This window comes from Corallococcus silvisoli (assembly GCF_009909145.1).
Classification (GTDB): domain Bacteria; phylum Myxococcota; class Myxococcia; order Myxococcales; family Myxococcaceae; genus Corallococcus; species Corallococcus silvisoli.
On sequence record NZ_JAAAPJ010000001.1, the window covers coordinates 1,241,185 to 1,268,104 of the forward strand.

At 68.2% G+C, this 26,920-nt stretch carries 26 protein-coding genes; 11 read left to right on the forward strand and 15 right to left on the reverse strand.

Going from position 1 to position 26,920, the window contains the following annotated elements; translation table 11 throughout:
• Positions 1-181: 181 nt before the first annotated feature.
• Complete coding sequence (locus GTY96_RS04985) at positions 182-1,408, forward strand: OprO/OprP family phosphate-selective porin (protein ID WP_161663998.1); 1,227 nt, start codon at positions 182-184, stop codon at positions 1,406-1,408.
• 26 nt (positions 1,409-1,434) lie between these two features.
• On the forward strand, positions 1,435-4,149 hold the full coding sequence (locus tag GTY96_RS04990; RefSeq protein WP_201755781.1) for a hybrid sensor histidine kinase/response regulator: 2,715 nt from the start codon (positions 1,435-1,437) through the stop codon (positions 4,147-4,149).
• Here the strand turns inward: GTY96_RS04990 and GTY96_RS04995 are convergent.
• The 5 genes from GTY96_RS04995 to GTY96_RS05015 all read right to left on the reverse strand — a co-directional run bounded on the left by GTY96_RS04995 (position 4,088) and on the right by GTY96_RS05015 (position 10,717).
• Positions 4,088-4,747 carry a LuxR C-terminal-related transcriptional regulator gene (locus GTY96_RS04995; protein ID WP_143898851.1) on the reverse strand — a complete coding sequence of 220 codons (660 nt, stop codon included), beginning with the start codon at positions 4,745-4,747 and terminating at the stop codon, positions 4,088-4,090. The two genes, GTY96_RS04990 and GTY96_RS04995, sit on opposite strands and share 62 nt — an antisense overlap.
• A gap of 262 nt (positions 4,748-5,009) precedes the next feature.
• On the reverse strand, positions 5,010-5,879 hold the full coding sequence (locus GTY96_RS05000; protein ID WP_143898852.1) for a class I SAM-dependent methyltransferase: 870 nt from the start codon (positions 5,877-5,879) through the stop codon (positions 5,010-5,012).
• A 287-nt stretch (positions 5,880-6,166) separates the two neighbouring features.
• A complete protein-coding gene (locus GTY96_RS05005) occupies positions 6,167-7,921 on the reverse strand; it encodes an ABC transporter ATP-binding protein (RefSeq protein WP_235685333.1) in 1,755 nt (584 codons plus the stop codon).
• 17 nt (positions 7,922-7,938) lie between these two features.
• A complete protein-coding gene (locus GTY96_RS05010; protein WP_161663999.1) occupies positions 7,939-9,744 on the reverse strand; it encodes an ABC transporter ATP-binding protein in 1,806 nt (601 codons plus the stop codon).
• Between the two features lie 160 nt (positions 9,745-9,904).
• Positions 9,905-10,717 (reverse strand): helix-turn-helix domain-containing protein, encoded by an 813-nt coding sequence (locus GTY96_RS05015; protein ID WP_143898855.1) that lies wholly within the window; start codon positions 10,715-10,717, stop codon positions 9,905-9,907.
• Positions 10,718-10,920: 203 nt separating this feature from the next.
• Here GTY96_RS05015 and GTY96_RS05020 point away from each other — a divergent pair, with 203 nt between their 5' ends.
• The 4 genes from GTY96_RS05020 to GTY96_RS05035 all read left to right on the forward strand — a co-directional run bounded on the left by GTY96_RS05020 (position 10,921) and on the right by GTY96_RS05035 (position 12,787).
• Complete coding sequence (locus GTY96_RS05020) at positions 10,921-11,253, forward strand: ArsR/SmtB family transcription factor (protein ID WP_143898856.1); 333 nt, start codon at positions 10,921-10,923, stop codon at positions 11,251-11,253.
• Between the two features lies 1 nt (position 11,254).
• Positions 11,255-11,818, forward strand: a complete 564-nt coding sequence (locus GTY96_RS05025) for an SRPBCC family protein (RefSeq protein WP_143898857.1) — start codon at positions 11,255-11,257, stop codon at positions 11,816-11,818.
• Between the two features lie 11 nt (positions 11,819-11,829).
• Entirely contained in the window at positions 11,830-12,252 is a 423-nt protein-coding gene (locus GTY96_RS05030) for a DoxX family protein (RefSeq protein WP_161664000.1), read from the forward strand.
• Positions 12,253-12,367: 115 nt separating this feature from the next.
• Positions 12,368-12,787 carry a DUF1801 domain-containing protein gene (locus GTY96_RS05035; protein ID WP_143898859.1) on the forward strand — a complete coding sequence of 140 codons (420 nt, stop codon included), beginning with the start codon at positions 12,368-12,370 and terminating at the stop codon, positions 12,785-12,787.
• 19 nt (positions 12,788-12,806) lie between these two features.
• On the opposite strand, the gene GTY96_RS05040 is transcribed toward GTY96_RS05035, so the two are convergent.
• The 5 genes from GTY96_RS05040 to GTY96_RS05060 all read right to left on the reverse strand — a co-directional run bounded on the left by GTY96_RS05040 (position 12,807) and on the right by GTY96_RS05060 (position 16,435).
• The gene (locus tag GTY96_RS05040; RefSeq protein WP_161664001.1) at positions 12,807-13,538 is read right to left on the reverse strand and encodes a hypothetical protein; all 732 of its coding nucleotides are present in this window, start codon (positions 13,536-13,538) and stop codon (positions 12,807-12,809) included.
• Positions 13,539-13,642: 104 nt separating this feature from the next.
• Positions 13,643-14,131 (reverse strand): DUF1801 domain-containing protein, encoded by a 489-nt coding sequence (locus GTY96_RS05045; protein ID WP_161664002.1) that lies wholly within the window; start codon positions 14,129-14,131, stop codon positions 13,643-13,645.
• 83 nt (positions 14,132-14,214) lie between these two features.
• Positions 14,215-14,361, reverse strand: coding sequence for a hypothetical protein (locus tag GTY96_RS05050; RefSeq protein ID WP_161664003.1), 147 nt, complete (start codon positions 14,359-14,361; stop codon positions 14,215-14,217).
• 120 nt (positions 14,362-14,481) lie between these two features.
• A complete protein-coding gene (locus GTY96_RS05055) occupies positions 14,482-15,327 on the reverse strand; it encodes a lipase family protein (RefSeq protein ID WP_328700767.1) in 846 nt (281 codons plus the stop codon).
• Between the two features lie 187 nt (positions 15,328-15,514).
• A complete protein-coding gene (locus GTY96_RS05060) occupies positions 15,515-16,435 on the reverse strand; it encodes a LysR substrate-binding domain-containing protein (protein ID WP_186001759.1) in 921 nt (306 codons plus the stop codon).
• A gap of 247 nt (positions 16,436-16,682) precedes the next feature.
• On the opposite strand from GTY96_RS05060, the gene GTY96_RS38525 reads away from it, so the two are divergent.
• Positions 16,683-16,913, forward strand: a complete 231-nt coding sequence (locus GTY96_RS38525; protein ID WP_255441885.1) for a cupin domain-containing protein — start codon at positions 16,683-16,685, stop codon at positions 16,911-16,913.
• 68 nt (positions 16,914-16,981) lie between these two features.
• Positions 16,982-17,848, forward strand: a complete 867-nt coding sequence (locus GTY96_RS05070) for an MBL fold metallo-hydrolase (protein WP_235685334.1) — start codon at positions 16,982-16,984, stop codon at positions 17,846-17,848.
• 51 nt (positions 17,849-17,899) lie between these two features.
• Here the strand turns inward: GTY96_RS05070 and GTY96_RS05075 are convergent, their stop codons facing one another.
• Positions 17,900-18,373: a DHCW motif cupin fold protein gene (locus tag GTY96_RS05075; RefSeq protein WP_201755782.1), complete on the reverse strand. Its 474-nt coding sequence runs from the start codon at positions 18,371-18,373 to the stop codon at positions 17,900-17,902.
• Here GTY96_RS05075 and GTY96_RS05080 point away from each other — a divergent pair.
• Positions 18,366-19,145: a DNA/RNA non-specific endonuclease gene (locus tag GTY96_RS05080; protein WP_161664005.1), complete on the forward strand. Its 780-nt coding sequence runs from the start codon at positions 18,366-18,368 to the stop codon at positions 19,143-19,145. The two genes, GTY96_RS05075 and GTY96_RS05080, sit on opposite strands and share 8 nt — an antisense overlap.
• A gap of 56 nt (positions 19,146-19,201) precedes the next feature.
• Here the strand turns inward: GTY96_RS05080 and GTY96_RS05085 are convergent, their stop codons facing one another.
• Entirely contained in the window at positions 19,202-19,888 is a 687-nt protein-coding gene (locus tag GTY96_RS05085; RefSeq protein ID WP_201755783.1) for a hypothetical protein, read from the reverse strand.
• Between the two features lie 89 nt (positions 19,889-19,977).
• On the opposite strand from GTY96_RS05085, the gene GTY96_RS05090 reads away from it, so the two are divergent.
• The gene (locus GTY96_RS05090; RefSeq protein ID WP_186001761.1) at positions 19,978-20,763 is read left to right on the forward strand and encodes a helix-turn-helix transcriptional regulator; all 786 of its coding nucleotides are present in this window, start codon (positions 19,978-19,980) and stop codon (positions 20,761-20,763) included.
• A gap of 12 nt (positions 20,764-20,775) precedes the next feature.
• On the opposite strand, the gene GTY96_RS05095 is transcribed toward GTY96_RS05090, so the two are convergent.
• Entirely contained in the window at positions 20,776-22,194 is a 1,419-nt protein-coding gene (locus GTY96_RS05095) for a galactose oxidase-like domain-containing protein (RefSeq protein WP_161664006.1), read from the reverse strand.
• 342 nt (positions 22,195-22,536) lie between these two features.
• Here GTY96_RS05095 and GTY96_RS05100 point away from each other — a divergent pair, with 342 nt between their 5' ends.
• Positions 22,537-23,820 (forward strand): ELWxxDGT repeat protein, encoded by a 1,284-nt coding sequence (locus GTY96_RS05100; RefSeq protein WP_161664007.1) that lies wholly within the window; start codon positions 22,537-22,539, stop codon positions 23,818-23,820.
• A gap of 118 nt (positions 23,821-23,938) precedes the next feature.
• Here the strand turns inward: GTY96_RS05100 and GTY96_RS05105 are convergent, their stop codons facing one another.
• Together GTY96_RS05105 and GTY96_RS05110 are read right to left on the reverse strand one after the other, a co-directional pair.
• Positions 23,939-25,312: a ferritin-like domain-containing protein gene (locus GTY96_RS05105; protein ID WP_161664008.1), complete on the reverse strand. Its 1,374-nt coding sequence runs from the start codon at positions 25,310-25,312 to the stop codon at positions 23,939-23,941.
• 217 nt (positions 25,313-25,529) lie between these two features.
• Positions 25,530-26,297, reverse strand: coding sequence for a hypothetical protein (locus GTY96_RS05110; RefSeq protein ID WP_143898871.1), 768 nt, complete (start codon positions 26,295-26,297; stop codon positions 25,530-25,532).
• Positions 26,298-26,920 lie beyond the last annotated feature (623 nt).

Below are 26,920 nucleotides of genomic sequence, written 5' to 3' on the forward strand. Positions count from 1 at the left end.
GCTCTCAGGCATTCCCGGTCCTGGCCATAACACCTTCGCACTAGACGCGGCCCACGACGTGCCGCTCCCCCCTAATACCTTCTAGCTATTCTTGCTGAAGGCCGATGCTCAATATGGTGACAGGATGTCACGTGCTTCGGTCTCCAGCGGATGGGTTTGGTGTCTCGCCCTTCAGCTCTGCTTGCTTGGGTGTGTCGCGGGAGCCGCCGAGGTCTCGACGGAGGGCGGCCTGACGGTCCGCTCCGATGACGGGCTCTTCGAGTTCAAGGTGGGGGGGCGCATCCACTTCGATCTGGATCTCGTGCGCGACGACAAGGGGGCCTCGTTTGGCTCCGGGCTCACTCCGAAGAACAGCTCCCCGTTGTTCCGACGCGCCCGGATCACCTTCTCCGGCAAGGCGTTCGGATGGGAATACATGTTCGTCCCGGACTTCGCCCAGTCGTTCTCTGGAAACCTGCGCCTCCAGACCTGCACGGAGACGCCGTGCACGATCCCCACGCCGGGCGTCGTCTTCCAGGAGCTCTATATCGCGAAGCCCCTGCTGGGCGGCCGGCTCTATATCGGGCAGTTCACGCCTTTTCGCTCCATTGAAGACAACACAAGCTCCAACGAGCTCACGATGATGGAGCGTGCGTTCACGAGCGCGCTCGGGGTGTACCGCGCGGGCGTGCTGCGTCTCTTCGTGATGGGGGTGGGCTACCAGACGAACCCGACGCCCAACACGATGCTTGGCGTCGCCCTCTTCGGGCTGCGCAGGGATGACTCGCTCGCCAACGAGGGCTTTGGCGGTGCGTTGCGAGCCACCTGGCGGCCCATCTACGCCGAGCGGCGCATCCTGCACCTCGGCACGTCGGTCAGCGCGGAGAACCCGGATGGCCCGGGCCCGACAGGCAACGTGGGGGCCTCCCTGTCCTATGTCGGGATCCGCGGGCCCCAGGCGGCCATGGGCAGCACCACGGGGGGCCACTCCGCACGCTATGCCGCGGCGGAGCTCGCGGGGACGTGGGGGGCGTTCTATCTCCAGAGCGAGGGCGTGCTCGCCTCATTCGGGCAGTCCGGGCAGTCCGTGGACCGCACCTCCACCTGGCTGCACCACGCGACGCTGAGCTGGAACGTCTTCGGTGAGTCCAAGCCGTATGATTCGAGGCGCGCGTCCTTCAAGAACATCACGCCTCGAAATGCGTTTGGCGCCCTGGAGCTGACCTTCCGCCACGAGTTCGCTCAGAACTTCGATCCGCTCACGCCGACCTCCGTGGAGACCGTGCTCGCCCATACCGTCGGCGCCAACTACTACTTCACGCCGAACGTGCGGATGATGGCCAACTGCATCTTCGCCAGGACGCGGCGCCTGGACGGGGCACTCGACCGACCGAGCGCCGCGACCTTCCGCTTCCAGATGAACTGGTAGGCGACATGGTGCGACGATGCAAGGCCATGTCCGGCTTCAAGATGAGCGCAGGGCGGCTCGGGGTCCTCCTCGTCGCGCTCGGAGGGCTGGCGGCGGCGTCGGCTTCGGCGGTCCACTTCAGCGCCCGGCGTGGGCTTCGCCTGGATGCGCAGCAGGCCCATGAGCAATTGGTGCTCTGCGCGGATGCGCTGCAGGGCGTCATCGACCGCTACCGGATGCTGCCCTCCGTGCTCGCGCTGGACTCCGAGCTTCGCGAAGCGCTGTCGGGGCCGCTGGACGCGCGCCGGCAGGCCCTGCTCAACCGGAAGCTGGAGGAAGTGAACGGGGCGACCCATTCCTCCACGCTCACGCTCCTGGACCGACAGGGCGTCGCCGTCGCCGCGAGCAACTGGCGCACCGCGGGCAGCAACCTCGGGCGCGACTACGCGTTCCGGCCGTACTACCGCCAGGCCGTGGAGACCGGCAGGGGGCGGTTCTATGGCGTCGGAGTCACGACGACCGAGCCCGGCTACTACCTCTCCCAGGTCGTTCGCGATGACGCAGGGGCGTTGCTGGGCGTGGTGGTCATCAAGGTGAACCTGAGCCCCCTGGAGGGCGAGTGGTCGCGCAGCCGCGACATCGTCCTGGTCTCCGACCGCGATGGCATCGTGTTCCTGGCGAACCGACCGCAGTGGCGCTACCGGGCCTTGTCGCCCATGTCCGCCGAGGCCCGCGCCGCGCTGCGGGACAACCGCACCTACGAAGGGCTCGAGCTGACCCCCCTCCCGTGGCACGAGACGGAGGGGTTGGGGCCGGACGGCCTTCTCGCCTCCGTGCGCCCCGCTGCCTCCGACCGCGAGAGGACGTTCCTGTGGCAGTCGATGCCATTGGAGCGCGACGCATGGACGCTGCACCTGCTTCGCGATGGAGAGCCGGACCCGGTCGCCACGGTCCTCGCCGGGGTGGCGGCGGGCGGCGCGTGGCTGGCGGCCGTCTTTCTTGCCCTGTTCATACGAGGGCGGAGGCGGCTCGCGCGGCTGCGAGAGCGCAGTCGCCGCGAGTTCGAGCAGTTCGTGGAGCAACACGCGCTGGCCCTGCGAACGACGCAGGACGGGCGTGTGCAGCTCGCGCTGGACATCGCCGCGGGGCGCAATGACAGCCTTGAGCATCTCCCCCAAGGCGTGAGCGTCGTCGACGCGGACCTTCGGCTGGTGGCGTGGAACCGCCGCTACGTGGAGCTGTTCCAGTTTCCCCAGGAGCTGATGCGGGTCGGGCGACCCATCGCGGACATGTTCCGCTACAACGCCCGACGTGGGTGGCTGGGACCGGGCGACGTCGACGAGGCAATCCAGCGCCGGCTGGACCACCTCCGCATGGGGACCTCGCACATGCACGAGCGCGAAGGTCCGGATGGAATGGTGCTGGAGATACGAGGGAATCCCCTTCCGAATGGGGGCTTCGTCACCAGCTACGCGGACATCACGAGCTACCAGAAGGCGGCGCGGGAGCTGCGGACCCTCGCGGGTGCGCTCGAGCGGCGGGTGGAGCAACGGACGCGGGACCTGCACGCGGCGACCGCCGAGGCGCAGCGCGCCAACCGCTCCCGAAGCCGGTTCGTCGCGGCGGCGGTGCACGACCTGCTCCAGCCCCTCAATGCCGCACGGATGTTCGCATCGGCGCAGCGGGAAGCGCTCCGGCGCCCTCCGACGCCAGAGGAGGGGCGGCGCAGCGAGCTCGCCTTGCTCGACAACATCGAAGAGGCGCTGTTGGCCCAGGATGCGATCCTCAACGGGCTGTTGGACATCTCGCATCTCGAGTCCGGCACGTTCGAGGTGAAGCGGCGCGACGTCGCGCTCGGGCCGCTGCTCGAGGCGCTCGCGCGGGAGCTGGGCGTTCTCGCGCAGGCGCGCGGGCTGGAGCTGGTGACCGTCCCGTCCCACGTGGTCGTGCACACGGACGAGAACCTGCTCCGGCGCATCGTGCGGAACTTCCTGTCGAATGCGATCCGCTACACGCCGCGCGGACGCATCCTCCTGTGCTGCCGTCGCGAGGGCGCCGACGTCCGCATCGAAGTGAGGGACCACGGCCCCGGCATCCCCGAAGCGCTTCACGAGGTCATCTTCGAGGAGTTCCGGCGGCTCGACGTGGCGGATGCATTCCAGGAGCGGGGGACGGGGCTCGGCCTCGCGATCGTCGAACGGATCTCCCGGCTGTTGGGACACCGGCTGGGCCTCCGTTCCCAGCTTGGGCGGGGCAGCGTCTTCTCTGTCACGGTGCCGCGAGGAGACCCTTCGCGCGTCATGGCCCCCGAGGCGCCGGACGATGAAGGACATGGCTCCCTGCTCCAGGGCTGCCACATCTGGTGCCTGGATGACGACCCCCGGGTTCGCGACGCCACACGAACGCTGCTGGGCTCGTGGGAGTGCAGGGCCGTCGTGGTCGCCAGCGAGGACGAGGCCGTCCAACTCGCGAGCGCCAGCGACGTGCCAGGGCTGCTGTTGCTCGACTACCAACTCGGCGAGCGCACCGGTCCGGAGTGCCTGCCGGCGCTGTTCGAGCGCTGGGGCCGTCCGGTGCCGGTCATCGTCGTGTCGGCGGAACGCGACCCGGCGCTGCGCGAGCGCATCCGTGCGTCGGGCTGGGGCTTCCTGACGAAGCCCATCCGTCCAGCGGCCCTGCGCGCCCTCGTCACGCAGCTCATCACTCGGGAAGGTCCCCCATCCCCTCTGGCTCCACCGGAGCGTCGGGTTGCAGGGACTTGACGATGAGGGCCGCCTGGGTGCGGCTGTCGCACTCGAGCTTGCGGAGGATCGCGGTCACATGCACCTTGACGGTGTTCTCGGCGAGCCCCAGCTCGGCTGCGATCTGCTTGTTGAGCAGTCCATCCGCGAGACACATCAGCACGCGGACCTGCTGCGGTGTGAGCTGGGCGAGCCGGGTGGCCAGGCGCGCATCGTCCGCGCTCTTGTCGGCGGTCAGGGGCGGGAACCAGGTGCCTCCCGCCATCACCGCCCGGATGGCGTCCATCATGTGCTGCACCGGAGCTGCCTTGGGAATGAAGCCCGAGGCTCCGAACTGCTGAGCCCGGCGGATCGTCCGCGGATGATCGTTCGAGGAGATGATGATGACGGGGATGTCGGACCACTCGCCACGCAGTGAAACCAGCGATGAGAATCCGCGCGCGCCCGGCATGTGCAGGTCCAGCAAGACCAGCTCGACGTCCACGTTCTGCATGAGCGTGTCCTCGAGCGTGCGAAAGCTCGAGGCTTCCAGGGGACGGTCGTCGCCAAGCAGCTCTTTCAGCGCCTGTCCCACGGCGGCGCGGAACAGCGGGTGGTCGTCGGCAATCAGGACTCTCATGGCGGACCTTCGCGGGCGCGAGGAGGGTGGGGTGATCTCCTAACAGATCTCAGGGCATGCTGGTATCGACGGATTGATACGGGGCCCTTCACCGACACTGGAGACCCTATGAGGCAGTTTGATGACAAGGCCGTCCGCGCAAGGCGTTGCAGCACGAACGCGACCGTCTGAAATAGGACCCGTTCCGGAGCGCGGCCTTGTGTCGCGGCCGCGCCTCGGTTTCCCACTCAAGGTTCCCTTTGAGAGTGTCGTCAGACAGCCGTCACCCAGGGCGCGTCCCCGTGACGATGTGAACACAGGCATCCAGCCGCACGACGCCCTGATTCTCGTGGCGAGCGAAGCGAGTGGTCAGGGACCGCATTGCTGCCCCTCGGCCTGCCTCATCCGTTTCGGAGAGCCGCTCCGCGACGGAGAAGGCCGCGAGCGCGAAGGCCGCCGCCTCAGCCGCGGCGAGACCACCCCCGATGGCCAGCCCTCCGCGCCATTCGCTCACCTCCACCTCGTCGAAGCCCGCCCGACCGAGCAACAGCCGCAGCTTGTCGGCCTGGCCGTACCGAAACGGGCCTGGAGCGTCGGGGTCGGGCGCCGGGAGTTCAACGACTTCGGCGACCGCCTCGCGCACGGTCGTCACCCATGGGTTGTCGGCCGGTCGCCCCCAGACAGCGAACGCGAAGCGCCCGCCCGGTGCGAGCCAACTGGCGAGATTGTGGAATGCGGCAGGCGGGTCGTCGAAGAACATGACACCGAAGCGTGACGTCAACCGCTCATACGCCGCGCCAGACAGGGGCGTCGTCGCCACGTCCGCCCGCGTGAAGTGGGCGGGAAGCTCTTCGCGCTGGGCGCGGGCGCGAGCCGTCTCAATCAAAGGCTGCGAGATGTCGAAGCCGTGGACGACACTCCCGGCTGGAGCCCGGCGCAGGAGCTCCAGCGTCGTTCTGCCGCCACCGCATCCGACGTCGGCGATCCTTCGCGGCGCGTCGAGACGCAGCGCCTGAATCAGCGGCTCGTCGACGGGCGCGAGCATCGCCTCCATTCCGTCGAGTTGGGCTTGCCACTTGGCGCCCCGCTCGGCCGTCCAATCGAAAGCAATCGGGCGCTCCTTCGCGGAAACCTCTGAATGTCTTGTCGTCATGAATCACGTTTCTCCACTTCCTCACGACGGATGGCCGCGCCAGCCAGCCGGCGCGAGGCTTCGCCTCTTCTTCTACGGCACCCACGGCCTCCCTGCCCGTGGCATTCGCCAGGCACGAGACGAGGCCGGGTGTCGGCTCCCCACCGAGGAAGACGGGCCGCTTTGCCTCCTGGAGCCTAACGTCGCCGTCAAGCCCCCGCATGGTCACCTGCCAGCCGTGCACCTATTCCACGTGCGGCGAGCGCCCCACGGCACGGGCGGTGCGCGGAGGCGCTGCGTCTTCACGCTCACCCCTTGTCTGCGTGCGGCGTCGCGCTCGCCGCGAGCCGCCATCCCTTCGCGCGCTCCTGCTCCTGCCAGAGCGCTGCGTAGACGCCGCGCTTCGCGAGCAGCTCTTCGTGGGTGCCTGACTCCGCGACGCGCCCCTTGTCGAGCACGACGATGCGGTGCGCCCGCCGCACGGTTCGCAGGCGATGCGCGATCACGACGACAGTCTTCTTCTTGACCAGCTCGTCGATCGCGCGCTGGATTTCAGCCTCCGCCGACGCATCGACCGAGGCGGTCGCCTCATCGAGGAGCACGATGGGCGCGTCCTTGAGGATGGCGCGCGCGATGGAGAGCCGCTGGCGCTCGCCGCCTGAGAGGGTCCCTCCTCCTTCTCCGAGGAGGGTGTCATAGCCGTTCGGCAAGGCGGTGATGAAGTCGTGGGCGCGCGCGGCCCTCGCCGCGCGTTCCACCTCCTCGCGCGAGGCGTCGGACCGCCCGACGAGCAGGTTCTGGAGGATGCTCCCGGAGAAGAGGACGACGTCCTGGAACACCATCGCGATGTGCTGGTGCAGCTCCTCGAACGGGATGTCGCGGATGTCGACGCCACCGATCCGGATGGCACCCTGGCTCGGGATGTCCCACAGGCGCGCCACGAGGTGGACCAGCGTCGACTTGCCGGAGCCCGAGGCACCGACGAGCGCGGTGAGCGAGCGCTCGGGGAAGGACACGGAGACTCCGTCGAGCACGGCCGTGTCTTCATAGGCGAACGACACGGAGTCGACTTCCACGTCGAACGTCCGGAGCGACGCCGCTCTCGCGGACGACTCCGCGAGCGGCTTCTCCGCGAGCAGCCGGTCGACATGGCCGAGCGCGCGCTGGGACGCGCGAAGCATGAGCAGCGCCACCCCGAGGTCCGCGACCTGGCGCACGACGCCCACCGTCACGACGAGGAAGACGAGCAGCACCCCAGGCTGGATCGAACCGCGCAGCGCCAGCGCGCTTCCGGTGTATGCCACCGCGACGAAGCTCACCTCGACGACGAAGCCGAACACCGCGAGCAGCGGAGAGGGCAGGACGTCGGCGCGGATGAGGGCGTCCCGCAGGCGCTCCATGGCGCTCACGAAGCGCTGGTAGACCTCGCCGTGCCGGCCGAACGCGCGAAGCACGGCGATGCCCTGCACGTACTCGACGACCCGAGCGCTCACGTCCGCCGTGGCCTCGAGCACGGCCTCGAACTCGCGCACGAAGACGGGCGTGGTCGCGGCCAGCACGAGGAGCGCCATCGGGAGCGCCGCGAGGACGATGAGCCCCAGCCGCCAATCGAGAAAGCAGAGGCCGAGGCCGACCAGCATCGGCAGCGCGAAGCTTGACGCGAAGATGCCGAGGGTGTGCGACCACACGTCCTCGACAAGCGCGACGTCGGTGGTGAGCACGCCTGCCAGTTCACCGCTCCTTCGGTGCGTGAAGAACCCCATGGGCAAGCGTCGCAGGTGATCGGCTGCGCGGATGCGTGCCTGCCCCATCAGCGCGTGCGCGGCGATGAAGATGTTGGACATCGCCCCGCCCGAGAACGCGAGGCGCAGCAGGACCGAGAGCGCGATGCCACAGGTGATCCACCACGTCAGGCGCATCGACAGCCGGTGCTCGAGCGCTTGGCGAATGAAGAAGAGGACCAGGGCGTAGGGCGCGGCGATCGTGAGCGCTTCGGCGAAGGCGAAGAGCAGGCCACGCCGGAGACGTGCGTCCTTGCGGCCGGCGAGCCGCTCACCGAGCATGAAGACTTCCCCCAGCATCACACCACCTCCTTCGCGAAAGCAGCTGTGCCTGGCTCGCCCAGCGACCAGTCGAGCGATTCGGTGTGGCTGCGCCAGAGGCGTTGGTACAACGCGCAGCGCGCAAGCAGTTCGTCGTGGGCGCCCTGTGCGTTCACGCGACCGCCCTCGAGGACGACGATGTGGTCGGCCGTGGCGATGGTCGACAGCCGGTGCGCGACGACCAGCACTGTCCTCCCCGCGCACAGAACGGAGAGTGCTTCCTGGATGCGCGCTTCGTTCTCGGGATCGGCGAACGCCGTCGCCTCGTCGAGCAGCAGGACCGGCGCGTCCTTGAGGAGCGCTCGCGCGATCGACAGGCGCTGCTTCTCGCCCCCGGAGAGGCGCGCGCCGCGCTCACCGAGCAGCGTGTCGTACTTCTTGGGGAGCGCCTGGATGAAGTCGTACGCCCTCGCGGCGCGACACGCGGCATCGATTTGCGCATCGGTGGCGTCCGGCCGAGCCAGGCGAAGGTTGTCGCGAACGGTGCCGTGAAAGAGGAACACCTCCTGGAACACCATCGCGATGTGCGAGAGCAGTCCGTCGAGCGGCAGCGTCCGCACGTCGACGCCGCCGAGCTCGACCGCGCCGTTCGTCGTCTCCCACAACCGGGGCACGAGCCGCACGAGCGTTGTCTTGCCCGCGCCGGAGGGGCCGACCAGCGCCGTGACCTTGCCCGCGGGCGCTTCGAAGGTGACGTCGTGGAGCACCTCCGGTCCCCCGTCGTCGTACCGGAAACCGACGCCACGGAACGCGATGCCGTGGTGCGCGGGGCGCTCGACGCTCGCGGGAGTCTCCAGGTCCGGCGCGGTGAGGATGGCCTGAATGCGAGCGTTGCCCGCCTGGATGCGGTCGACGTTGCCCCAAGCGAACAGCAGTCGCATCATCGACATGAGGAGCTGGGGCCCGAGCACGAGGAAGAGCACCAGCGACTCGAGCGAGAGCGTGCCGCGCGTATAGAGCCAGCCGCCCAGGGGCACGAGGACGACGAGGCTGGAGCCGATGAGCGCGCCGAACGCGCCGTAGCCACGGCCGTTGGTGCGCATGAACCCCTCCATCCAGGCGAGCCCCTCTTCGATGGACCGTGAGAGGTCGCCGAAGCGCTGCGCGGACAGGCCGAAGGTCTTGATGACGTGAATGCCTCGCAGGTACTCGAGCAGCGCGCTGCTCATCCGGCTCTGGATCTCATTCCACTGCTGATGCGCCTTGCCGACGTCGCGCATGGCGACGGCCATCGCCACGACCGCGAGCGGTGCCATCACGAGGCTGGCGAGGGCCATGCGCCAGTCGACCGACAGGAGGGCGACGGCCGTCGCGAGCGGGACGATGATCGCGGCGACCACATCCGGGAAGTGATGCGCGACGAACGCTTCGATCTGGTTCACGTCGTCCATCAGCGTCTTCTTCAACTCCCCGGCGCCACGACGGCTGAAGAACGAGAGCGGAACGGCGCCCAGCTTCTTCGCGAGCCGCAGGCGCAGCTCATGAAGGATGCGGAACGCGGCGACGTGCGCCAGCATGTTCGCGGCGGCGACGAGGACGTAGCGCAACGCGAGCGCCCCCGCGGCGACGAGGGCGAGCGACCGGACGGAGTCGAGGTCCGGTGGCGTCGCGTAGATGGCGGTGGCCATGCGCGCGACGACAAAGAACGGCACCAGCGCGAGGGCGGCGGCCAACGTCGACGAGAGCGCGGCTCCAGCGACGAGCGACCCTTGTAACCAGAGGAGTGCCCCGAGGCCCTTGAGCGAGCGCTCCTCGACCCGCGCGGCGGGGATGTCGGCGCTCATGCCCACCCCCCACGCTGGGGGGGGCGAGCCACTTGCATGATTCGGCCGTGGCTCGCCCTTGCCTCCAAGGCCGGGCCTGCCGACGCGCGTCGCGGGGAGCGTTCACTCGGTTCCATGCCGCCGAGGAAACGCGAGGACAGGCTCCAGGGATTGGATCTTTTTACCCGTGGACCGAGACGTGGTCGGTGCCTGCGACGCGCGCCGCGAGGTATTCGCGCGGGTTCGAGCCGGCGAGCGACCGGAACTCGCGAAGGAAGTGGGCTTGGTCGAAGTACCCGTGCTCGGCGGCCAACGCGGCGCCACGCAAGGCGCCCTGGTCGAGGTCGCGCAGGGCCGCCCGAAATCGTCGGACACGCCAGAAGGTCTTCGGACTCAAGCCGACCTCCTCGCGAAACAGCGCCAGGAGGCGCTTCGGCGAGAGCCCCGTTCGGCGATTGACCTCGGCGACCGAGGTGAGGTCGGGCCTCTCGAACGCGTCCAGGGACGCACGAAGCGCGGGAGCCAGCTCGAACGAGCGGCGCAGCCGGTGCAGGAGGTGCTCTTCCAGCAGCCGCACTTGCTCGAGTGGCGAGGACGCCTCCATCAACCGTTCGCGCAGCGAGCGGGCCGACGTGCCCCAGAGCGCATCCAGCGCCACGGTCTGCTCCGCGAGCGCATCGGCGGCCGCGTCGAAGAAGGGGCGCGCGCCACCGGGCTTGAAGTGGACGCCGACGGTCGGACCGAAGGTGGTGCCGATGATCAGCGGGCTGCTTCGGGCGCCGCACAAGATGGCCCCCAGGGCTTCGGCGGCCTCGGTCGTGTCCTCGCCGGAGTAGACACGCAACGGGGTCTCTCCGAGATGGACGACGAGGGCCTGCGCGCCCGTCGGAAGCACGCGCTCTCGCGGCGCCTGCCCGACATAGCTGCTTGACACCCAGAAGAACTCCACGAACTCGTCGAGGGGCGCCTTGGGGCGATGGAGCACGTGGTTCATGGCGCGTGTCGGCGGCTCTTGGAGACGCCGAAGAGTGCGAACAATTCGCGGGATGTTCAAGACCCCGCGCTGGCCCGGGTGGATGAGGCGACAGCGACTGCGAGAGGAGGCACGGGGTCGAGAGGACGCACCGGCGGTGGTCGCACGCCTCGAGGCCATCATATCCCTTGACGGGTATATGGCCCGTGAGGAATATATGGCCCATGGAATCCGCGTTCGCAGTCATTGCCGAACCGAACCGCCGTGCCATCCTGAGCATGCTGTCCACTTCCGAGTGCTCGGTGGGCGAGCTGATGCACCACCTGCGCTTGCCGCAGCCGTCGGTCTCCAAGCACCTCAAGGTGTTGCGGGAGGGGGGCTTCGTCGAGTCGCGCGTGGAAGCCCAGCGGCGGGTCTACCGCCTCAATCCCAAGCCGCTCCAAGAAGTGGACGAGTGGTTGGTTCCGTTCCGGCGCTTCTGGTCCATGCACGTCGATGCCCTGGAGCAGCACTTGGATCGGATGGAGAAGGCCTCATCTGTGAAAGGAAAGAAGTGACATGAGCGGTCGTGAGAAATACGCGCCGGGCGCCGCCTTTGGCGCGGAGGTCCAAAAGGAAGGGGAGCGGTGGACGCTCGTGCTCGTCCGGGACCTCCGCCATCCTCCGGTCAAGGTCTGGAAGGCGCTCACGGAGCCCGAGCAGCTCCGCGAATGGGCTCCCTTCGATTCCGACCGGAACCTGGGCACCGTGGGTACCGCGAAGTTCTCGACGGTGGGCGCGCCGACGCCGCACGTCGCCGAGACCCAGGTGAAGCGGGCCGAGGAGCCCAGGCTGCTCGAGTTCAGCTGGGGAGATCAGGACATCCGCTGGGAGCTGGAGCCGCAAGGTGAAGGCACTCGCCTCACGCTCTGGCACAACATCAACCGCAAGTTCATCTCGATGGGCGCCGCGGGCTGGCACATCTGCATCGATGTACTGGATGCCCTCCTCGCCGAGCAGCCCCTGGGACGCCTCGTCGGCGCCGATGCCATGAAGTTCGGAGACTGGCAGCGGTTGAACGCGGAGTACGCGAAGCAGTTCGGCGTTGAGGCGCCCTCCTGGCCGAACCCCCCGAAGCGTTGAAGGAAGACCTCATGGAATCGACCCTACAGAAGCCGGCGCTCGTCGCCGCCGGGACCTCATCCAAGGCCAAGACCCTCGCGTATTGGGCCATCACCGCGCTCTTCTGCCTGCAGATGGGCTTCACCGCCTACGCGCAGCTGAACCTGCCGCAGGTGGCGGAGGCGTTCACCCACCTCGGCTTCCCCGCCTACTTCCGGGTGGAGCTCTCGTGGGCCAAGTTCATTGGCATCGCGCTGCTGCTCGCGCCGGTGCCGGCGCGGCTCAAGGAGTGGGCCTACGCGGGCTTCGCCATCAACCTCGTTTCCGCGGTCATCGCCCACCTCGCGGTGGGAGACGGCCCGGAGGCATGGGGCTTCGCGGTGGGCACCAGCGTGCTCTGGGGGCTCTCGTATTTCTTCTGGCGCCGCCTGCAGGTCACGCCGGCGCGCGCCTGAGGGCGGGCCCGATGCGCGGAAGGAGGCGCGATTCAACAGAGCGCGCCTCCTTGTGCGTTCGAGCCGCCCTTGAACGACTTATCCTCGGAGCCGTGCCGGCTCGAGCGGAGAAACCATGGCGACGAAACGTGCTCCGGACAACGTGGATGCTTCGAAGAACATCACGATGAAGATTCAGGAGCTGGGGGACTGGAGAGGCGGGACGCTCGCCTGGATTCGCCAGCTCATCCACGACGCGGACCCGGAGATCCAGGAGGAATGGAAGTGGATGGGGACTCCGGTCTGGGCTCATGACGGCGGCGTCTGTACCGGGGAGTCCTACAAGCAGGTCGTGAAGCTGACCTTCTTCCGGGGCGCATCCCTCCCGGACCCCCATAAGCTGTTCAACTCCAGCCTCGAGGGAAACACGCGCCGGGCCATCGACATTCGCGAAGGCGAGAAGCTCAACGAGGCCGCCTTCAAGGAGTTGATCCGGTCAGCGGTGGCCGCCAACACCGCGGCGCGTCCCCGACGCGCATCCGCGAAGAAGAAGTAGCCCGGACTCCGGCGGCCCCCTACCGCGGGCGCATCGTGATGGAGCCGCCTGGACGACCGGATCCCTGTTCGATCCACACGCTCCTTGGCTCCTCCTGGGCGTGGATCAGCGAGCAGGTGACGCGCTGCTCGCGCGCCAGGCGCTCCCGGAATTCGGCGTGGGCGCTGTTGGTGAGCGCGAAGTAGTAAGCGCTTCCATTCTCCCCCTCGGGAGGGGGGCTCGCGAGGTATCCGACGGGCACCCCGTCCATCGCGAGCCACCAGCGGTGGCTCCGGGTGAGCACGATCTCCTGGTCCGCATCGTCGAACTCGAGAACAACGGCTTCGGCGTCATCCCCAAGGTGCGGCAGGTCCGACACAAGGCCTCCGCTATCCACTGCTTGGAGGAGGGCGGGGAAGCCGACACCCAGATCGAGAAACCTTCCGTAGTGGGCTTCGAGCACGACCCGCCCACGAACGGTCTCTCCTCCCACGAGCCGGTCCTTGACGGCGGCCCAGGAGGCCGCTTGTCGACGAGCCCAATAGCGGCGGAAGCGTGGCGCGAGCTTGAATCGCTTGGTCCACCGCTCCTGAAAGATGGCGATGCCGAACATGCCCGCGACCGCGCCAATCCCAGAAGCAAACCCCCCGACGACTCCGGCAACAGCACCCCCCATCAGCCCGACGGTGCCAGCATGGTCATGGCCAAGCCAGGCACCGGTGACGAGACCCACGCCTGCGCCCAGGAGCCCGGCCAGCTCGAAGAGATTCATGCCTCAGACATTTAGCAGCATCCATGCCAACCCTGCGTGGGGCGTGGCGATGTGACGGTCAGGGAGCTTCGGTCCGCTCCTCCGTCGCTCCCCGCCCTGGCCGCTCACATGCGTTCGCCGGGCAATTGGCTGGCTTGCTTCACCCAAGCGGCGAGCTGGGCTTCGTCGAGCGCGTCGCTCTCACGGATGTCGAGGTAGCGCGTGCCTTCGTTCTTGGACTCACCGGGAGGGACAGGCCGCAGCGACGTGCCGCGGAAGAAGGCCACCTTGATGTACTTCGTGAAGCAGTGCACGCCGAGGAACCAGCCCTGGCCCTCGACTCCATACAGCGGCGAGTTCCATTTGACCGCCTTGTGCACGCCGGGGACGGCTCGCGAGATGATCGCGTCGAGGCGGAGCCCGACGTCGCGTTTCCAGCCCGGCATGGCCTCGATGTAGGCCTGCACGGGGGCGTCGCCGTAGGCCTTCGCGATCTGGGGATTGCCGCCGGAGAGGAGCGCCACCTTGCGTGGTCTGGTTGCCTTCACGGTGCTCTTCTTGGCGGCGGTCTTCTTCGCGACCTTCACTTTCTTCTGGGCTGTCTTGCCGGGCATTGAGTTCGCTCCAGGGGGCGGTGACGACGACACGGGATTGGCTTCAGCGTGGACCGCGCGGCTGCTTCGGCCGCGCGAGCGGTCTACTGCTGCTTCATCAGGCGTTCGATGAGCGCCTGTCCCGTGGCCGCCACTTTGTTGGCGAAGTTGTAGTCGATGCCCTTCCCCGACCGGACGATGGTGCTGAGGCGGGAGAAGCCGAGGGCGAAAGGCTTCTTCTTGACCATCACGATGTCCGCATGTCCTTCAATCCCATACGTGCTTCCCCCTAATCGACTCCACGGCCCCACGAACTCGGGGCACGGTGGGATCTAGCACAGGGCAGGGGGGCGACGGGGATCCCGAGGCCGCTACTTCTCCGGAGTCCCCGAGCCCTTCGGGTCGACCTTGTGGTCGCGGACCATGGCGAGCTGGGTCTCGCCCGTCAGGTTCTTCAGACCCATGTGGCCATAGGGGAAGGTGTGGAACACCTTGGAGCCATCCTCCTGGGGGATGGGCGAGGTCCGGCCCGCGAGCCCCACGCCCACCACCTCATCGACGCTGGACCAGATGCTGTAGAGGTGCGCTCCCTCGGCATGACCCACCGCGTTGATGTCCTTCAAGAAGGCCGAGTCGGGGTGCAGTCCGGTGGTGCGGTTGGTGGTGGGCACCAGGTCCCCCGTCCACCGCGCCGCGGCCAGCCCGTGGTTGGCGCCGGCGATGCCCACGAAGGTGTCCACGCTGTCCGTCAGCGGCTTGCCCAGGTTGAACTTCCCTCCCGCGTACGGGTCGAAGCCGTCACCGCCCTGGATGGCCTTGCGCGCCAGCGTCACGCCCATGGAGTGACCGATGACGTCCACCTTCTCCGCGCCCGTGTACTCCTTCACGGCCTGGATGAACGCGCGCACTTCTCCCAGGTACTTCTCTGAGTGCGCCTGGTTGGCCGCGAGCATGGGGTTCGCTGGCCCCCACGTCATCGCGTACAGCTCCGAGGGCTTGTAGCCATTCTTCGCGAACGTCTCGATGGAGCCCTTCCACCCCGCGGCGCTGTCCGAGTTGCCGTGAATGAAGATGACCGGCTCCTTTGTCACCTTCTCGCCCGAGCCGCTCTTGCCGCCGAACGCGGGCACGTTCCCCTTGGCGAAGTCGTACTTGCCGTATCCGTGGGTCTGGAGCCACTGCTGGAAGTCGTTCGAGAACCGCGAACTCTTCGACACGTTCACATCGCCTGACCGGGCCAGGGGAGCGGGGGACTGGGGGCTGGAGATGCGCGTCGTCATGACGGTTCACCCTGGGGGGTTGGGGGCCGGCGTGCCGCCCACATTATCACCCCGGCCGACCGCGAGTTGCCTGGCGGCGGATGATTCATGGATTTTCATGTATCACGCGCAGGGAGCGCGGGGCTCACCCCCTTCTCGGTGAGGCAGCCCGTGGCCCTGCCTTGCCGTGGTGGGAGAAGCGCTCGCGGAGCAGCTGGATGAAGTGGGTCAGCGGCGCGGGGCGCTGGCGGGCCGCGCGGGTGACGGCGCTCCAGCGGCGTCGGATCCCCCCAGGGGTGAGCCGGACGGTCTGGAGCCCGTGGCGCTCTGCCGGCAGCATCCATTCAGGCAGCGCGGTCACGCCGATACCGCCACGCACCAGCTCGATCAGCGCCTCGGTGAGGGGCACGGGGGAGACTCGCTGTGGTTCGAGGCCCGCGGGCCAGAGCACGCGCGTGAAGACATCCAGTTGCTCCCGAGGCGCGGCGAAGGTGAGCAGGTGCTCCCCCGCCAGGTCCGTCGCCGTGACATGCGCGCGCCGCGCCAGCGCGTGGTCCGCGGGGACCACCAGCAGCAGCTCGTCCTCGAAGAGCGCGGTCTGGGCCAGTCGGGCCTGCCGGGGGACGTCCGCGGTCAAGGCGAGGTCCAGCTCGCCATTCAGCAGCGCCCCCAGCGGTTGACGCGTGGCCTCCAGGACGATGCGCAGCTCGACGCGCGGGTGTGCGGCCTGCCACTGCCCCAGGATGGGCGGCAGCCAGCCATACACCGTGTAGCAGCCCGTGCTGAGCCGGAGCAGGTCGTCCTGCGGGTGCGCGCGGCAGACGGCCTCGGCCTGGGCCACCTCGCTCAGGACCCGCCGTGCGGAGACGAGCAGCTTCTCTCCCGAGCCGGTCAGGAGCAGGCGTCGCTGGCGCCGCTGGAAGAGCTGCACGCCCAGGCGCTCCTCGGCATCGCGGAGTTGGTGGCTCAGCGCCGAGGACGTGAGGTGAAGCTGCCGGCTCGCGGCGGCCAGGCTTCCGGTATCGGCGACCGCGGCAATCAGCTTGAAGTGACGGAGCTCGAGCATGCCGGAGATTTTCACATGAAGTCTGTTCAGCATCTTCGTGAAATCGTTTCGCTGTGCTCATGACCTCGGCGTCCCTAGTGTGTCGGCACCCCGAAGCGAGGAGGGCGGACCGATGCCCCAGACAGAAGACTCCCCGAGGACGCGGAACCCTGTTGTCTCCACCTGGTCCTCCGTGCGGATCGACGACGTTGAGCCAGTCGTCGTCGGCCCAGGCTGCCTTCGGAGGGACTTGCCGAGTACTCCCGACGTGAGGGTCTGGGTCGTGGACATGGCTCCCGGGTGCCAGTGGCCGTCCGTGGACTTCCACGACACCGGCGAAGAGGTCTTCGTGGTGAGCGGTGAGGTCATCGAGGGGGAGCGGCGCTTCGGGCCGGGCTCGTACCTGTTCTTCTCGCCGGGAAGCCGTCATCAGTCGCGGACCGAGACCGGCGTGCGCCTCTTCGGCATCAATCTCGTGGCCTCCTCGGGGGCTCGGTGAGCCAGGATGTCCAGGACCCCGCCTCCGCGTCCCTGATGAGGTCATCGAACCCGGAGAGGCAGGACACGATGGCTGGGCCCGAGCGGAGGAGCCGCCGGGACTTCCTGCGCACCGCGGTCGCGCTCTCCGCGGGCGCGGTCCTGCTCCCCCCTGGCATGGGCAGCGCGAAGGGGCCTGTCGACAGCGCCGCGCTTCGTGCCCAGCGGTTGGCATGGGCCGGGGTGCGGCTGCTGCTCGGACAGGACACGCTCTTCCTGGATCCGCTGGTCGACCCCACCGTCTGGGGGGCCGCGTTGAAGGATCCGCTCGTCTCGGTGGACGCGAGCAGCGGGAGCCGCTTTGTCCTGGTGACGCATCGCCATCCCGACCACTTCGACAGGGTGGCTGTCCGTCAGGCCCTGGGGGACACCGGGACGCTGGTGTGCCCTCCGGACATGGCCGCGGCGGCTGCCGCTTCGGGGTTCCGCGTGCGGTCCGCCCCGCTCTACGAGCCCCTCTTGCTCAATGACTTCACGGCCACCGCCGTCCCCGCGGCGGATGGTTATGGGGATCCCCAGGTTTCGTGGGTCGTCTCCGGCGGAGGCCGCCGCATCATCCACTGCGGCGACACGCTGTGGCACGGGGCCTGGTGGCACATCGGGCGTCAGTTCGGCCCCTTCGACGCGGCATTCCTGCCCATCAACGGGGCACGCTTCGGCTGGCGGAAGCCCGTGAGCGACGTGCACTCCGTCCTGACGCCGGAGCAGGCGGTGGCCGCGGCCGTCGTGTTGGGGGCACGGCTCCTCGTGCCCATCCACTACGGCGTCGCGGCCTCTGAGGACTATCGGGAGGTTCCGGACGCGGAAGCGCTGCTCCTGGGCACCGCGCGCTCGCGGAAGGTGAACGTGGAGCTGGCACGTCCGGGGGAGTGGCTGACCTGGCAGGCCCGGACCTGACACGGGGCCGCGTGGCGATGGTTCTCATCGCCTCCGGCTCGCGGACCTGCCTCAGTCCACGATGAAGAGCCTGGCCCCTGTCTTTGTCGACGAGCGGTGCGCTCCGTCGTCATCGCTGACCTGGTAGCTCATCATCGGCCCGAGCTCGAAGCGCCGGCCATCCTGCAGCTCCGTGAGCAGCGTCCCCTCCAGCACGAGCAGGACATGTCCGCGGCGGCACCAGTGGTCCGCCACGTATCCGGGGGTGTACTCAACGAGCCGGACCCGGATGTCTCCTGCCTGGATCGTCCGCCAGAGCGCCTTGCCCGAGACCCCCGGATGCTCGGTGGGCTGGAGGGTGTTCCAGTCCGTGGTGCAGAAGGGAATGTTCGCGATTTTCAGAAGGGGCTCCTTCCAACGGAGAGGGACGCGCGCCCCAGCCTCCTCATTTCTTGGAATTGTTGCAAAGCGCTTCTCGCTTTCTCGATAATCGAGGCCGCGAAAGTAGTGAAAACCGGCTGAGGAAGGAACCCAGAGAATGCGCATCGTGAACAAGCTTCCCATCGCGGCGGTGTTTGCCCTGTTGCTCGGCGGTTGCGGAGCGTCGGAGACGGACCTGGGCGGCGAAGACGTCGCGAGTCAGCTCGAGCAGGACTTCGGCGGCCCGAGCGGTCTCATGGAGTTCTTCGACAGCCACACGGAGCAGGAGATCCGGGAGGCGATGAAGCCGTACGGCGTTGGATACACCCTCCATGGAGGCGTCACCCAGGCGGTGATCAGCGACTGTCCGAAGTACTTCCCGGCGGGTGACCGGAACATCTGGCACAACTTCGACGGCGAGTACTACTTCATCGACAGCGCGGGCCGGCCGAACCGGGCCTACAAGAACCTGCCACCGATTGTCGCCGCGCCGCGCGTCGACTCCTGTCAGACGAACGTGGGGCAGTGGGGCGACGCGGAAGACCCCAGCAACGATTATGACGGGGGACACCTCATCGGCTCGCAGCTCGGGGGCTGGGGCGGGCGGGCGAACCTGGTGCCTCAGGATGCCAACTTCAACCGTGGCAACTGGCTGCAGTTGGAGAACAAGATGGCCAAGTGCGGGAGCCTGCCGAGCAACCGGCTGCGCTACACCATCGGTGCGAACTACCCGAACTCCACCGCGCTCGTCCCCAACAACATGACGATGGAGCTCCGGAACCAGTCCTCGGGCGCCACCGTGTCCATGTCCTTCTCGAACACGGACAGCGGCGGCTCGAACGGCACCAGCGAGCGGACCAAGGGCGTGAACTGGCTGGCGAGCCAGGGCTGTAACTGACGCGTCGGGCCGCGCCGGGCTCCCTCCCCGCCGAAGGAGGGACCCGGCTTTGGACGCTATGGGCTGACCGCGAGGCGATACGTGTAGTCGATGGCGTCGTTGCTGGGGTCCACGCCGGTGACGTGGACCACATGGTCACCGGGGGGCAGGGAGAGCATCAGCCACCACCCGTCGCTGACTCCTGGTTGGGACGTCCCCTGGAGACAAGCATCGGGGAGCTTGCCGACCAGGCTCGGATCCGCGGTGAAGTTGAACAGGCCCGTGGTGTGCCGGTGCGCGGTGGGGTCGATGGCTTCACCATCCAGCGTCACCGCGAGTTCCCGAACCAGGGCGTTGTAAGCGATGGCTCCCTGCGCGAGGAAGTCTTCCAGCGACTGCCCAGGAGCGGGTTCGAAGCTGGAGTCAGGACAGGGATAGTCGTTGATGACGGCCCACAGCGGGACGAGCACGGGCCGGCCCGCCGGAACATGGCAGGTTCGCTGATAGCGTTTGGCGCCGTCGTAGAGCGGGACGAAGAAGACGGGCTCGCTCTGGCCGACGCCGCAGTCCGCCTCCAGCACGAGCGCGGGGTTCTGGCTGGCCGGCACCGCGAAGTTCCAGTGAAACCACGACTCGGTCCACTCCGTGATGCCGCGACCCTCGATGGAATCCTGCGCCGAGAGCACCTGGGCGCGGGGCTCTTCCGCGCCACAACCCCCGAACACAGCCGCCGCGCAGACCAGACTTCCGAGAATGCATTTCATCGTGCGTGCCTCCGTGACATGAGGCCGCCGAGGATAGGTTTTGCCCCTGGGATGACCATTCCCCTGAACAGGGGATAGAGTCCGCGGGCATGTCGGACCTCGTCACGTGGCAAGACGCTCGCGGCGTCTTTCGTTTGCTGGATGAGCTGAAGCAGTTGAGCCACGACACGCTGGCGTGGCGGCGCCACCTGCTCACCGGCTTGAACGCCCTCGTGGGGGCCCAGGTCGGCCTCGCCGCGGAGACTCCGGAAGGGGGACTCCTGGACCCGTCACGCCACGTGGGCGGCGTGGATGTGGGCTGGGGGACCGGGTCCGACCGCCGCGCCTGGATGCAGGTCTGTGAGCGCCAGGAGCCGGAGTTGGACCCCTCCGACGCGCGCATCATGCGGCTGGGCGTGGGGTCGTTCACGCACCGCAGGCACGAACTCGCGAGTGATCGAAGCTGGTACAGGTCGGTCATCTTCAACGACCACTACCGGCCCGCCCGGCTCAACCACTATCTCCTGTCGGCCCTCCACGTCCCCGAACATCGGGCGATGCATTTCGTGTTTCTCTTCAAGACGCAGTCCGACGCTCCCTTCAGCGAGCGGGAGCGTCTGCTGGTCCACCATCTTCACGGCGAGCTGGGCGCGCTGTGGCGGGAGGCGAGTGCGGTGCGGCTCCCGCGCCGGCTCCATCAGACCCTGACCCTCTTTCAAGCGGGCTGCGGCGAGAAGGAGGTGGCGGATCGGCTGGGCATCAGCCCTCGGACGGTGCACGACTACAGCAAGGCCCTGCACCGGCGTTTGAAGGCGCGCAGCCGCGCGGAGCTGCTGGCGCGAGCCCGTGCCCTGCCTCAGCCGCCCCGCTTGTTGATGCAGGATGTGAGTCCGTGAACGTGTCCTTCCTCACGGAGGAGGGATGCGCAGCCGCCGCCCGAGCGAGGGCACCCCGGCGGCGTTCACGATGAAGAGCTGGTAGTACCCGGGTGGCGCGATGTTGCGATTGGCCGGAGCGGTCACCGTCAGGCTCCCGGCACCGCGTGTGAAGTTCAAGGTGAGCAGCCGCTGGTTCTGGTCGAACGTGTGCGTCACCGAACTCAGCGCGATGAGCGACACCCGGGTGATGTTCGCCGCATCGGGCGTGGTGATGGTGAAGGTCGCCGCGGGCAAGGAGGTGGTGGGCGCCGCCGTGACGACCGGCCGCGGACCCTTGAAGAGGTAGGGTGGGGAGTAGACCTCGGCGGTCGTATCCTCATAGCCACCCGCCGACAGCACCCGCCCATCCGGCAGGAGCAGGGCGGTGGAGTGGTAGCCACGGTAGCGGGCCCCACTCGAGAGCGAGGTCCAGGTGTTCGTGACCGGGTTGTAGAGCTCTGCGTAGAGGACGGGGAAGTCGGACGAATTGAAGCCGGGACCGCTGCTGCCTCCAACGACCAGCACGGTGCCGTCCGGGAGGATGACCGCGTTGTGCTGGCGTCGGGCGATGCTCATCGGCGCCAGGTAGCGCCAGGCCGGTGACGCCGTGGTGAGGTCGATCTCCTCGACGGTGGCGGTGGGCGGCTGGCTCCCGCCGATGAGGAGGATCTTACCGTCCAGGTACACGGCGGGCCCATAGCTGCGGCTGCCGTAGTTGCTCAGGGGGCCCATGCTCCAGGCGCCCGAGCCGGTCGGGTCCAACCAGAGCGAGTTGCGCAGCTGCCCGGCGTAGAAGATCCGGCCATCCGGGGCGAGGAACATCTTGGGGTAGAAGGGAATGTCCTGCTGCGCCCCGATCAGGGTCCGCCAGGCGCTGGTGGCCGCGATGAATCGCTGGGGGATTTGGTTGATGTCTCCGGGGCCGTCTATCTCACCGGAGGAGGTCAACACGTCACCGTTGTTGAGCGTGGTGTTGGTGGGATACCAGCGACCGGCGTTCATGTCCGGCACGCGGGTCCAGGTGCTGGTGTTGAAATCGAAGAGGCTCGCATGGGGGAGCCCCTCGTCCGTCGCGATATGTCCGCCGCTGTAGAGCAGCTTTCCGTTCGACAGGAACGTTTGTCCGGAGCAGAAGACGTTGTAGCCCGGCGCGGGAAACTGGGAGAGCGTCTGGGTGGTGGGGTCCCAGCGCCCGGGCGGCAGGAGCCCCTGCTCGTACTCGCCGATGAAGATCACCTTGCCATCGGGGAGCAGGCTGGTGTGCGTGGCCGACATGGGCCAGGTCATCACACTCGACCACTGCCCGACCTGCGCGGCGGACTGGGCGTGAGCAGGAGATGCCAGCACGACGAATCCGAGAAGCCCGGCGACGACCACGCCCGGCGAGAGAACGTCGTGGTTCCATTTCATGGCATCTCCAAGAGGCCGCCTGACAAGCGAGGGGCCGGAACGTAAGCGCGAAGGCACGGGTGTTGATCTGTTCCCGCGTCGGAGCGGCTGACGGCTGCGCGACGGGTCGCTCCTACCGGAGGGGCGTTGTCTCTGGACGCGAAGTGGCTTCGTCTTCGCCCCCCGCGGCCGCTTCGCGCGGATGGAGGAGAAGTCCCAATGAGATACAGCTGCTGTTTCCTGATGTTGCTGGCGCAGTTGCTCGTGAGAGGGGCCTCGGATGCGGCGACGCAGGACCCGGCGGGGACGCCCACGCCTCAAGTCGTGAATCCCTGGGCAATCTGTACGAGGACCGCTGTCTCGTTGGGGGTCACTCCGGTCGAGGTCCAGCCGCGCGTCCCGGACATGGCGCGCAGCCCGGCGGGGCTGGTGTTCAGCTCGGATGATGGCGTGCTGGGACGGGAGCCATGGGTGAGCAACGGAAGCCCCGGAGCGGGGACGCGGCTGCTGAAGGAGCTCTTTCCCGGGCCGACAGGCTCGAACCCGACGCAGTTCACGCGGGTGGGAGATCGCGTGTTCTTCACGGCGGATGACCCCGCTGTGGGCAATGAGCTGTTCGTGACGGATGGCACGCCCGCCGGCACTCAACTGGTGAAAGACATCTGGCCCGGCCCGCTCGGCTCGTTTCCCAACTCGCTGTTCGCGTTCAAGGGCATGGTCTATTTCTCGGCGGGAGACGTGGCGCACGGTCGGGAGCTGTGGCGCAGCGATGGCACGGCCGCGGGCACCATCCTGGTTCAGGAGCTGACCGAGGGCGTCGAGGACTCCTCCCCCAACCAGTTCGCCGCGGGCGGCGACGGCGGGCTCTACTTCCTCATCGATGTTCGAGGCACCTTCACGCTCTTGATGCGCACGGACGGCATCTCCGACGCGGCCGAGATCTTCCGGACGACGACCGACCCGGGCTTCCTGAGGCCCCTGACGCCCGTGGGCCGCAAGCTGTTCTTCGTCGTGGGCATGTCCCATGGAGGCGACGTGTCCTTGATGATGACGGACTCCGGCGCCACCCCCGTGACGCTGGGACATTTCGGAGACATCAGGGCACTCGCCGCGCTGGGCGGGAGGCTGCTCTTCAGCGCCACCCCCGAGAAGGGGAGCAGTGACAGGGAGCTGTGGATCAGCGACGGAACGGTGGCGGGCACCAGGCTCCTGGAGGACCTGCGCCCGGGCCCCCTGGGCTCATCCCCCGACAACTTCGCCGTGCTGGGCAATCGGCTCTTCTTCTCCGCCACGGAAGGAACGAATGGCGTGGAGCTCTGGGTGAGTGACGGGACGGCGGCGGGGACCCATCGATTCGCGGACCTGGAGGTCGGCGCGGGAAGCTCGTCCCCCCGGACGCTGACCGTCGTCGAGGACCAGTTCTTCTTCAGCGCCGAGGTCCAAGGACGGGGCGCGGAGCCCTGGGTGAGCAATGGGGACCGGCTCGGAACGGTGGCCCTCACGGAACTCGCCCGGGGCCCCCTGTCCTCCAACCCCAGGGGCTTCGTCCGCTCCGGCGGATACGTGTTCATCACGGGGGAGGACGCAGGGGGTGTCCGCCGGCTGTTCTCGATCACCTACCGGCCTGACGGGACGTGCCCTCCCTGAGCCCATGAACCCGTGAGCCTTCCGAGGGGACGCGCCGCGACGGAGCCAGGGCCACGCGCCCTCGCTCCGTGCTTCGCCAGGGCGCGCTGCCCCCGGGAAGGCCTGCGCGGCGGCCTCTTCAGGCCCAGAGTCCTTGCTCGAGCGAGTCCAGGAGCGCCGCCGCGACCTCGGGCGAGGGGAGGCCCGCGTCGACCCTCAGCTCCGCGTCGAACGGCACGGCCACTTCCGACCGCAGCACCGCGACGGCCTGCCTCCGGGCCTCCTGAAGCGCGCTGCGCTCCCCGGGGGACAACCGGGACTCGGCCCAGGCGTCGATGTCCCAGGACAGGGCGGCGTGCCGGGTCTCATCCTCGGCGATGCGCACCATGGCCTCGCGGACCTCCGGGTCGCGCGCGTGCAGGGCCTGGTGGTGCGCCAGGAGCGCGCCATAGGTTTCCCGCACGCAGCCCTCCACGGTGTTGTCCAGCAGCACCTCGTGCAGGGGCCGCAAGGGCAGGGGGGCCACGGAGGGCGGCGGTGGGGTGGTTCCGTAGCGCAGGGCAAGGCGGGTGGTGACCTCCGCGTGCCGGACCTCATCCAGCGCGCTGGTGAGCGCCGCGTCCTGGAGCGCCTGACTGGCGCCATGCAGGGCCAGCTCTTCACGCAGCCGGAGGAAGGCGTGGATGGACGCGGCCTCCAGCCGGGCGGCGTCCGCGAAGTAGTGGCCCCGGGCGTCCTCGCAGGCTCCCGCGTCCGCGGCCTGGAGCCCCACGGGCCTCCGGCCGATCGCGACGCATTCGGGGGGCGGGCCGGTCACCGCCACCCGCCGCGTCTCGGTGAGCGCTCCGGACGCGGTGATGCTCAGCTCGTACCGCGTCGGCCCCACCTTCGTGTCGCAGTCGGACGCATGGGTGCTGATGATGCTGAAGGTGCCATCGGGCAAGGCCCTCACCTTGCCGGGTTCGAGCGCGGGATGGCCGCAGAGGGCGTACCCCGAGGCGTACGCCAGGATGGCGGCCTCCCGGGGGGTGTCGATGTGGCCCAGCAACGTCGCCACGGCTTGGGCGGTCGTGTACGCCGACACCTCGTTGCCTCGGGTCGTGACCATGAAGTCCTGATCGCATCCGCCCATGAAGTTGCCGCAGATCCCCGGGAAGCCGCGGAACACCGTCAGCGAATCGAGCTGATCCCGGCACGCCTGGAGGTCGGTGGCCGTCGCGCACTCCACCCCCTCGGAGCTGCGGCGCTGGATTCCGGAGCCGGGGGGCATGCCCATCTCGAGGAGGGTGCGGATCTGGATCACGTCGGGCGCCGGCTCGATCGTCAGCCCCGCGATGACGGGCGCTCCGTTCGCGCACTCGACTTCCGAGTACTGGCTCAGGTCGACGGGGCCCGGATCCGGCGCCGGCGCCCCCTCGTCCGGAGCCCCCTGGCAGCCCGCGAGCAGCAGCGGCGTGGCCAGCGTTGTCCGCAGTGCGTGGGAGAAGAGGCGGCGCAGCCGGACCCTGTTCATGAATTCCTCGGAGAAAGATGACGGGCCCGATACCCGCCCTCCTTCGACACTCGACCCCGGAGTCGTGGGACACGAGGTCGGCGCGACGCCTCCCTGGCGTTCAGTGCGCGTGGGCCGCTGGCCTCGGGGTGGCTCCAGGAGCCAGGGAGGCCGTGGAGCGTGCCGTCTCCCAGGCCGAGGCCCTCCACGCCGCCGCGCGCGAACCAGGGGCCTTCACTCAGGCGCCGCGAAACACCGGCTGCCTTGTCGCGCCACGCCGCTCGATCTCCTCATAGTCAAGGATGGCGCGATCGCTCCCGGGCTCTTTCTGAACGAGTCCCTCCGCCAAGAGCGACTCCGGCGAGACCCCCTGCACGCCCGAGGGCCGCGTCTTCTCGCTGCCTCGTTCGTAGACCGCGCTTTCGGCGACGACGCGCGAATGCACGGCCAGGTGTGGGTTGTCGTAGAGGCGGCACGAGACCTGGCGCGCGAAGAGGATGCCGCCATTGCCCTCCGCCCGCACGAAGTCTGCTTCGATATCGCCGAGGACGACGAGATTTCCAATGCAGCGAACCCCATGCGCCTTGAGCCCACCGGCCACGACGACCGTGCTGCCGTCGTTCACGCGAAGCCAGCCATCGACCGTGAGCGATCCACCGACAATCAAGAGCGGAGCCGCATCCAGACCTTCGCTGACAACAGCGCTTCCCTGCCAGAGGACCACATCGTTCGTCTCGTCGTCCGGCGCCCGCGGCACCGTCGAACCGTCGCGCAGCGCGAGCGCGATCCACTGAGGCCCACCCGCAGGACAATCCTCCTCGAGCGCGACAGCGAGTTCGTCTACATCGCCAAGCGCCTCGGCTACTTCGCCGGGCCAGGATTGCGACCAGAGGTTGGCGAACGGAGCGATCGACTCCCACGGGAAGCCAGCGATCGCCGAGCCTGCGCGTGCGAGTGTGTCGAGGTTGCTCAGTCGGCGGAGGAGACTCTCGGTATCGATGGGCATCGCACTCCCAGCTACACGGCCGAGCCTCCCCGTGCAAGGAGCCGGCTCGAGCAGGTCGGCGCCCTCATCAGCCCCACTTGCCCACCTGAGTCAGGCGGAGCGCTGCTCTCCCAGCGCGGCCTCGTCCACCTTGCGCGGTGAGTTGAAGCCCCCCGTGAGTCCTCCGAGCACGACGTACGCCATGGAGGCGCCCCCCCCAAGGCCAGCAACACCCATGGCGCCGTCCACTGCCCATCGAGCGTGACGCACTCGCTGCCGTCCTCCTGGTGGAAGGGGGACAAGAGCGGCGGCTCCGGCTTCCAGCCGCGCCCCACCCGCGAGGCATTTCTCATCCAGATGCTCAAAAGCAGGGAATCGTCTCGATATGGCTCATCTTCGCGCGTCTTCGCATCACTCGCGTGTCGGCCGCCCACCGGGAATGTCCCCGTGTGATACGGCTTCATTCGTATCTTTGACGCAGTTGCACCTGCGTCACATTTGACCGGGGTCCATGGTGCCTCATGGCCGGGTCACTTCGTTTCACGCGTGTCTTTCGCTACCCACTTACGCGCATGGCGTCCCATGGACTTGCATGTGGACCGTGGTGACGCGTCTCAACGCGTGAGTGGACGACAGTCGCCCGC

What these genes read in the sequence shown, in the direction of transcription:
- GTY96_RS05040 (WP_161664001.1), bottom strand. Translation starts at nt 13,538, where the DNA reads ATGAATCTCTTCGAGCTGGCCGGGCTCCTGGGCGCAGGCGTGGGTCTC.
- GTY96_RS05000 (WP_143898852.1), bottom strand. Translation starts at nt 5,879, where the DNA reads ATGACGACAAGACATTCAGAGGTTTCCGCGAAGGAGCGCCCGATTGCT.
- GTY96_RS05035 (WP_143898859.1), top strand. Translation starts at nt 12,368, where the DNA reads ATGGCGACGAAACGTGCTCCGGACAACGTGGATGCTTCGAAGAACATC.
- GTY96_RS05070 (WP_235685334.1), top strand. Translation starts at nt 16,982, where the DNA reads ATGGCTGGGCCCGAGCGGAGGAGCCGCCGGGACTTCCTGCGCACCGCG.
- GTY96_RS05015 (WP_143898855.1), bottom strand. Translation starts at nt 10,717, where the DNA reads ATGAACCACGTGCTCCATCGCCCCAAGGCGCCCCTCGACGAGTTCGTG.
- GTY96_RS05005 (WP_235685333.1), bottom strand. Translation starts at nt 7,921, where the DNA reads ATGCTCGGTGAGCGGCTCGCCGGCCGCAAGGACGCACGTCTCCGGCGT.
- GTY96_RS05045 (WP_161664002.1), bottom strand. Translation starts at nt 14,131, where the DNA reads ATGCCCGGCAAGACAGCCCAGAAGAAAGTGAAGGTCGCGAAGAAGACC.
- GTY96_RS04995 (WP_143898851.1), bottom strand. Translation starts at nt 4,747, where the DNA reads ATGAGAGTCCTGATTGCCGACGACCACCCGCTGTTCCGCGCCGCCGTG.
- GTY96_RS05080 (WP_161664005.1), top strand. Translation starts at nt 18,366, where the DNA reads ATGCGCATCGTGAACAAGCTTCCCATCGCGGCGGTGTTTGCCCTGTTG.
- GTY96_RS05010 (WP_161663999.1), bottom strand. Translation starts at nt 9,744, where the DNA reads ATGAGCGCCGACATCCCCGCCGCGCGGGTCGAGGAGCGCTCGCTCAAG.
- GTY96_RS05075 (WP_201755782.1), bottom strand. Translation starts at nt 18,373, where the DNA reads ATGCGCATTCTCTGGGTTCCTTCCTCAGCCGGTTTTCACTACTTTCGC.
- GTY96_RS05085 (WP_201755783.1), bottom strand. Translation starts at nt 19,888, where the DNA reads ATGAAATGCATTCTCGGAAGTCTGGTCTGCGCGGCGGCTGTGTTCGGG.
- GTY96_RS05025 (WP_143898857.1), top strand. Translation starts at nt 11,255, where the DNA reads ATGAGCGGTCGTGAGAAATACGCGCCGGGCGCCGCCTTTGGCGCGGAG.
- GTY96_RS05020 (WP_143898856.1), top strand. Translation starts at nt 10,921, where the DNA reads ATGGAATCCGCGTTCGCAGTCATTGCCGAACCGAACCGCCGTGCCATC.
- GTY96_RS05105 (WP_161664008.1), bottom strand. Translation starts at nt 25,312, where the DNA reads ATGAACAGGGTCCGGCTGCGCCGCCTCTTCTCCCACGCACTGCGGACA.
- GTY96_RS04990 (WP_201755781.1), top strand. Translation starts at nt 1,435, where the DNA reads ATGTCCGGCTTCAAGATGAGCGCAGGGCGGCTCGGGGTCCTCCTCGTC.
- GTY96_RS05095 (WP_161664006.1), bottom strand. Translation starts at nt 22,194, where the DNA reads ATGAAATGGAACCACGACGTTCTCTCGCCGGGCGTGGTCGTCGCCGGG.
- GTY96_RS05030 (WP_161664000.1), top strand. Translation starts at nt 11,830, where the DNA reads ATGGAATCGACCCTACAGAAGCCGGCGCTCGTCGCCGCCGGGACCTCA.
- GTY96_RS05060 (WP_186001759.1), bottom strand. Translation starts at nt 16,435, where the DNA reads ATGCTCGAGCTCCGTCACTTCAAGCTGATTGCCGCGGTCGCCGATACC.
- GTY96_RS05110 (WP_143898871.1), bottom strand. Translation starts at nt 26,297, where the DNA reads ATGCCCATCGATACCGAGAGTCTCCTCCGCCGACTGAGCAACCTCGAC.
- GTY96_RS05090 (WP_186001761.1), top strand. Translation starts at nt 19,978, where the DNA reads ATGTCGGACCTCGTCACGTGGCAAGACGCTCGCGGCGTCTTTCGTTTG.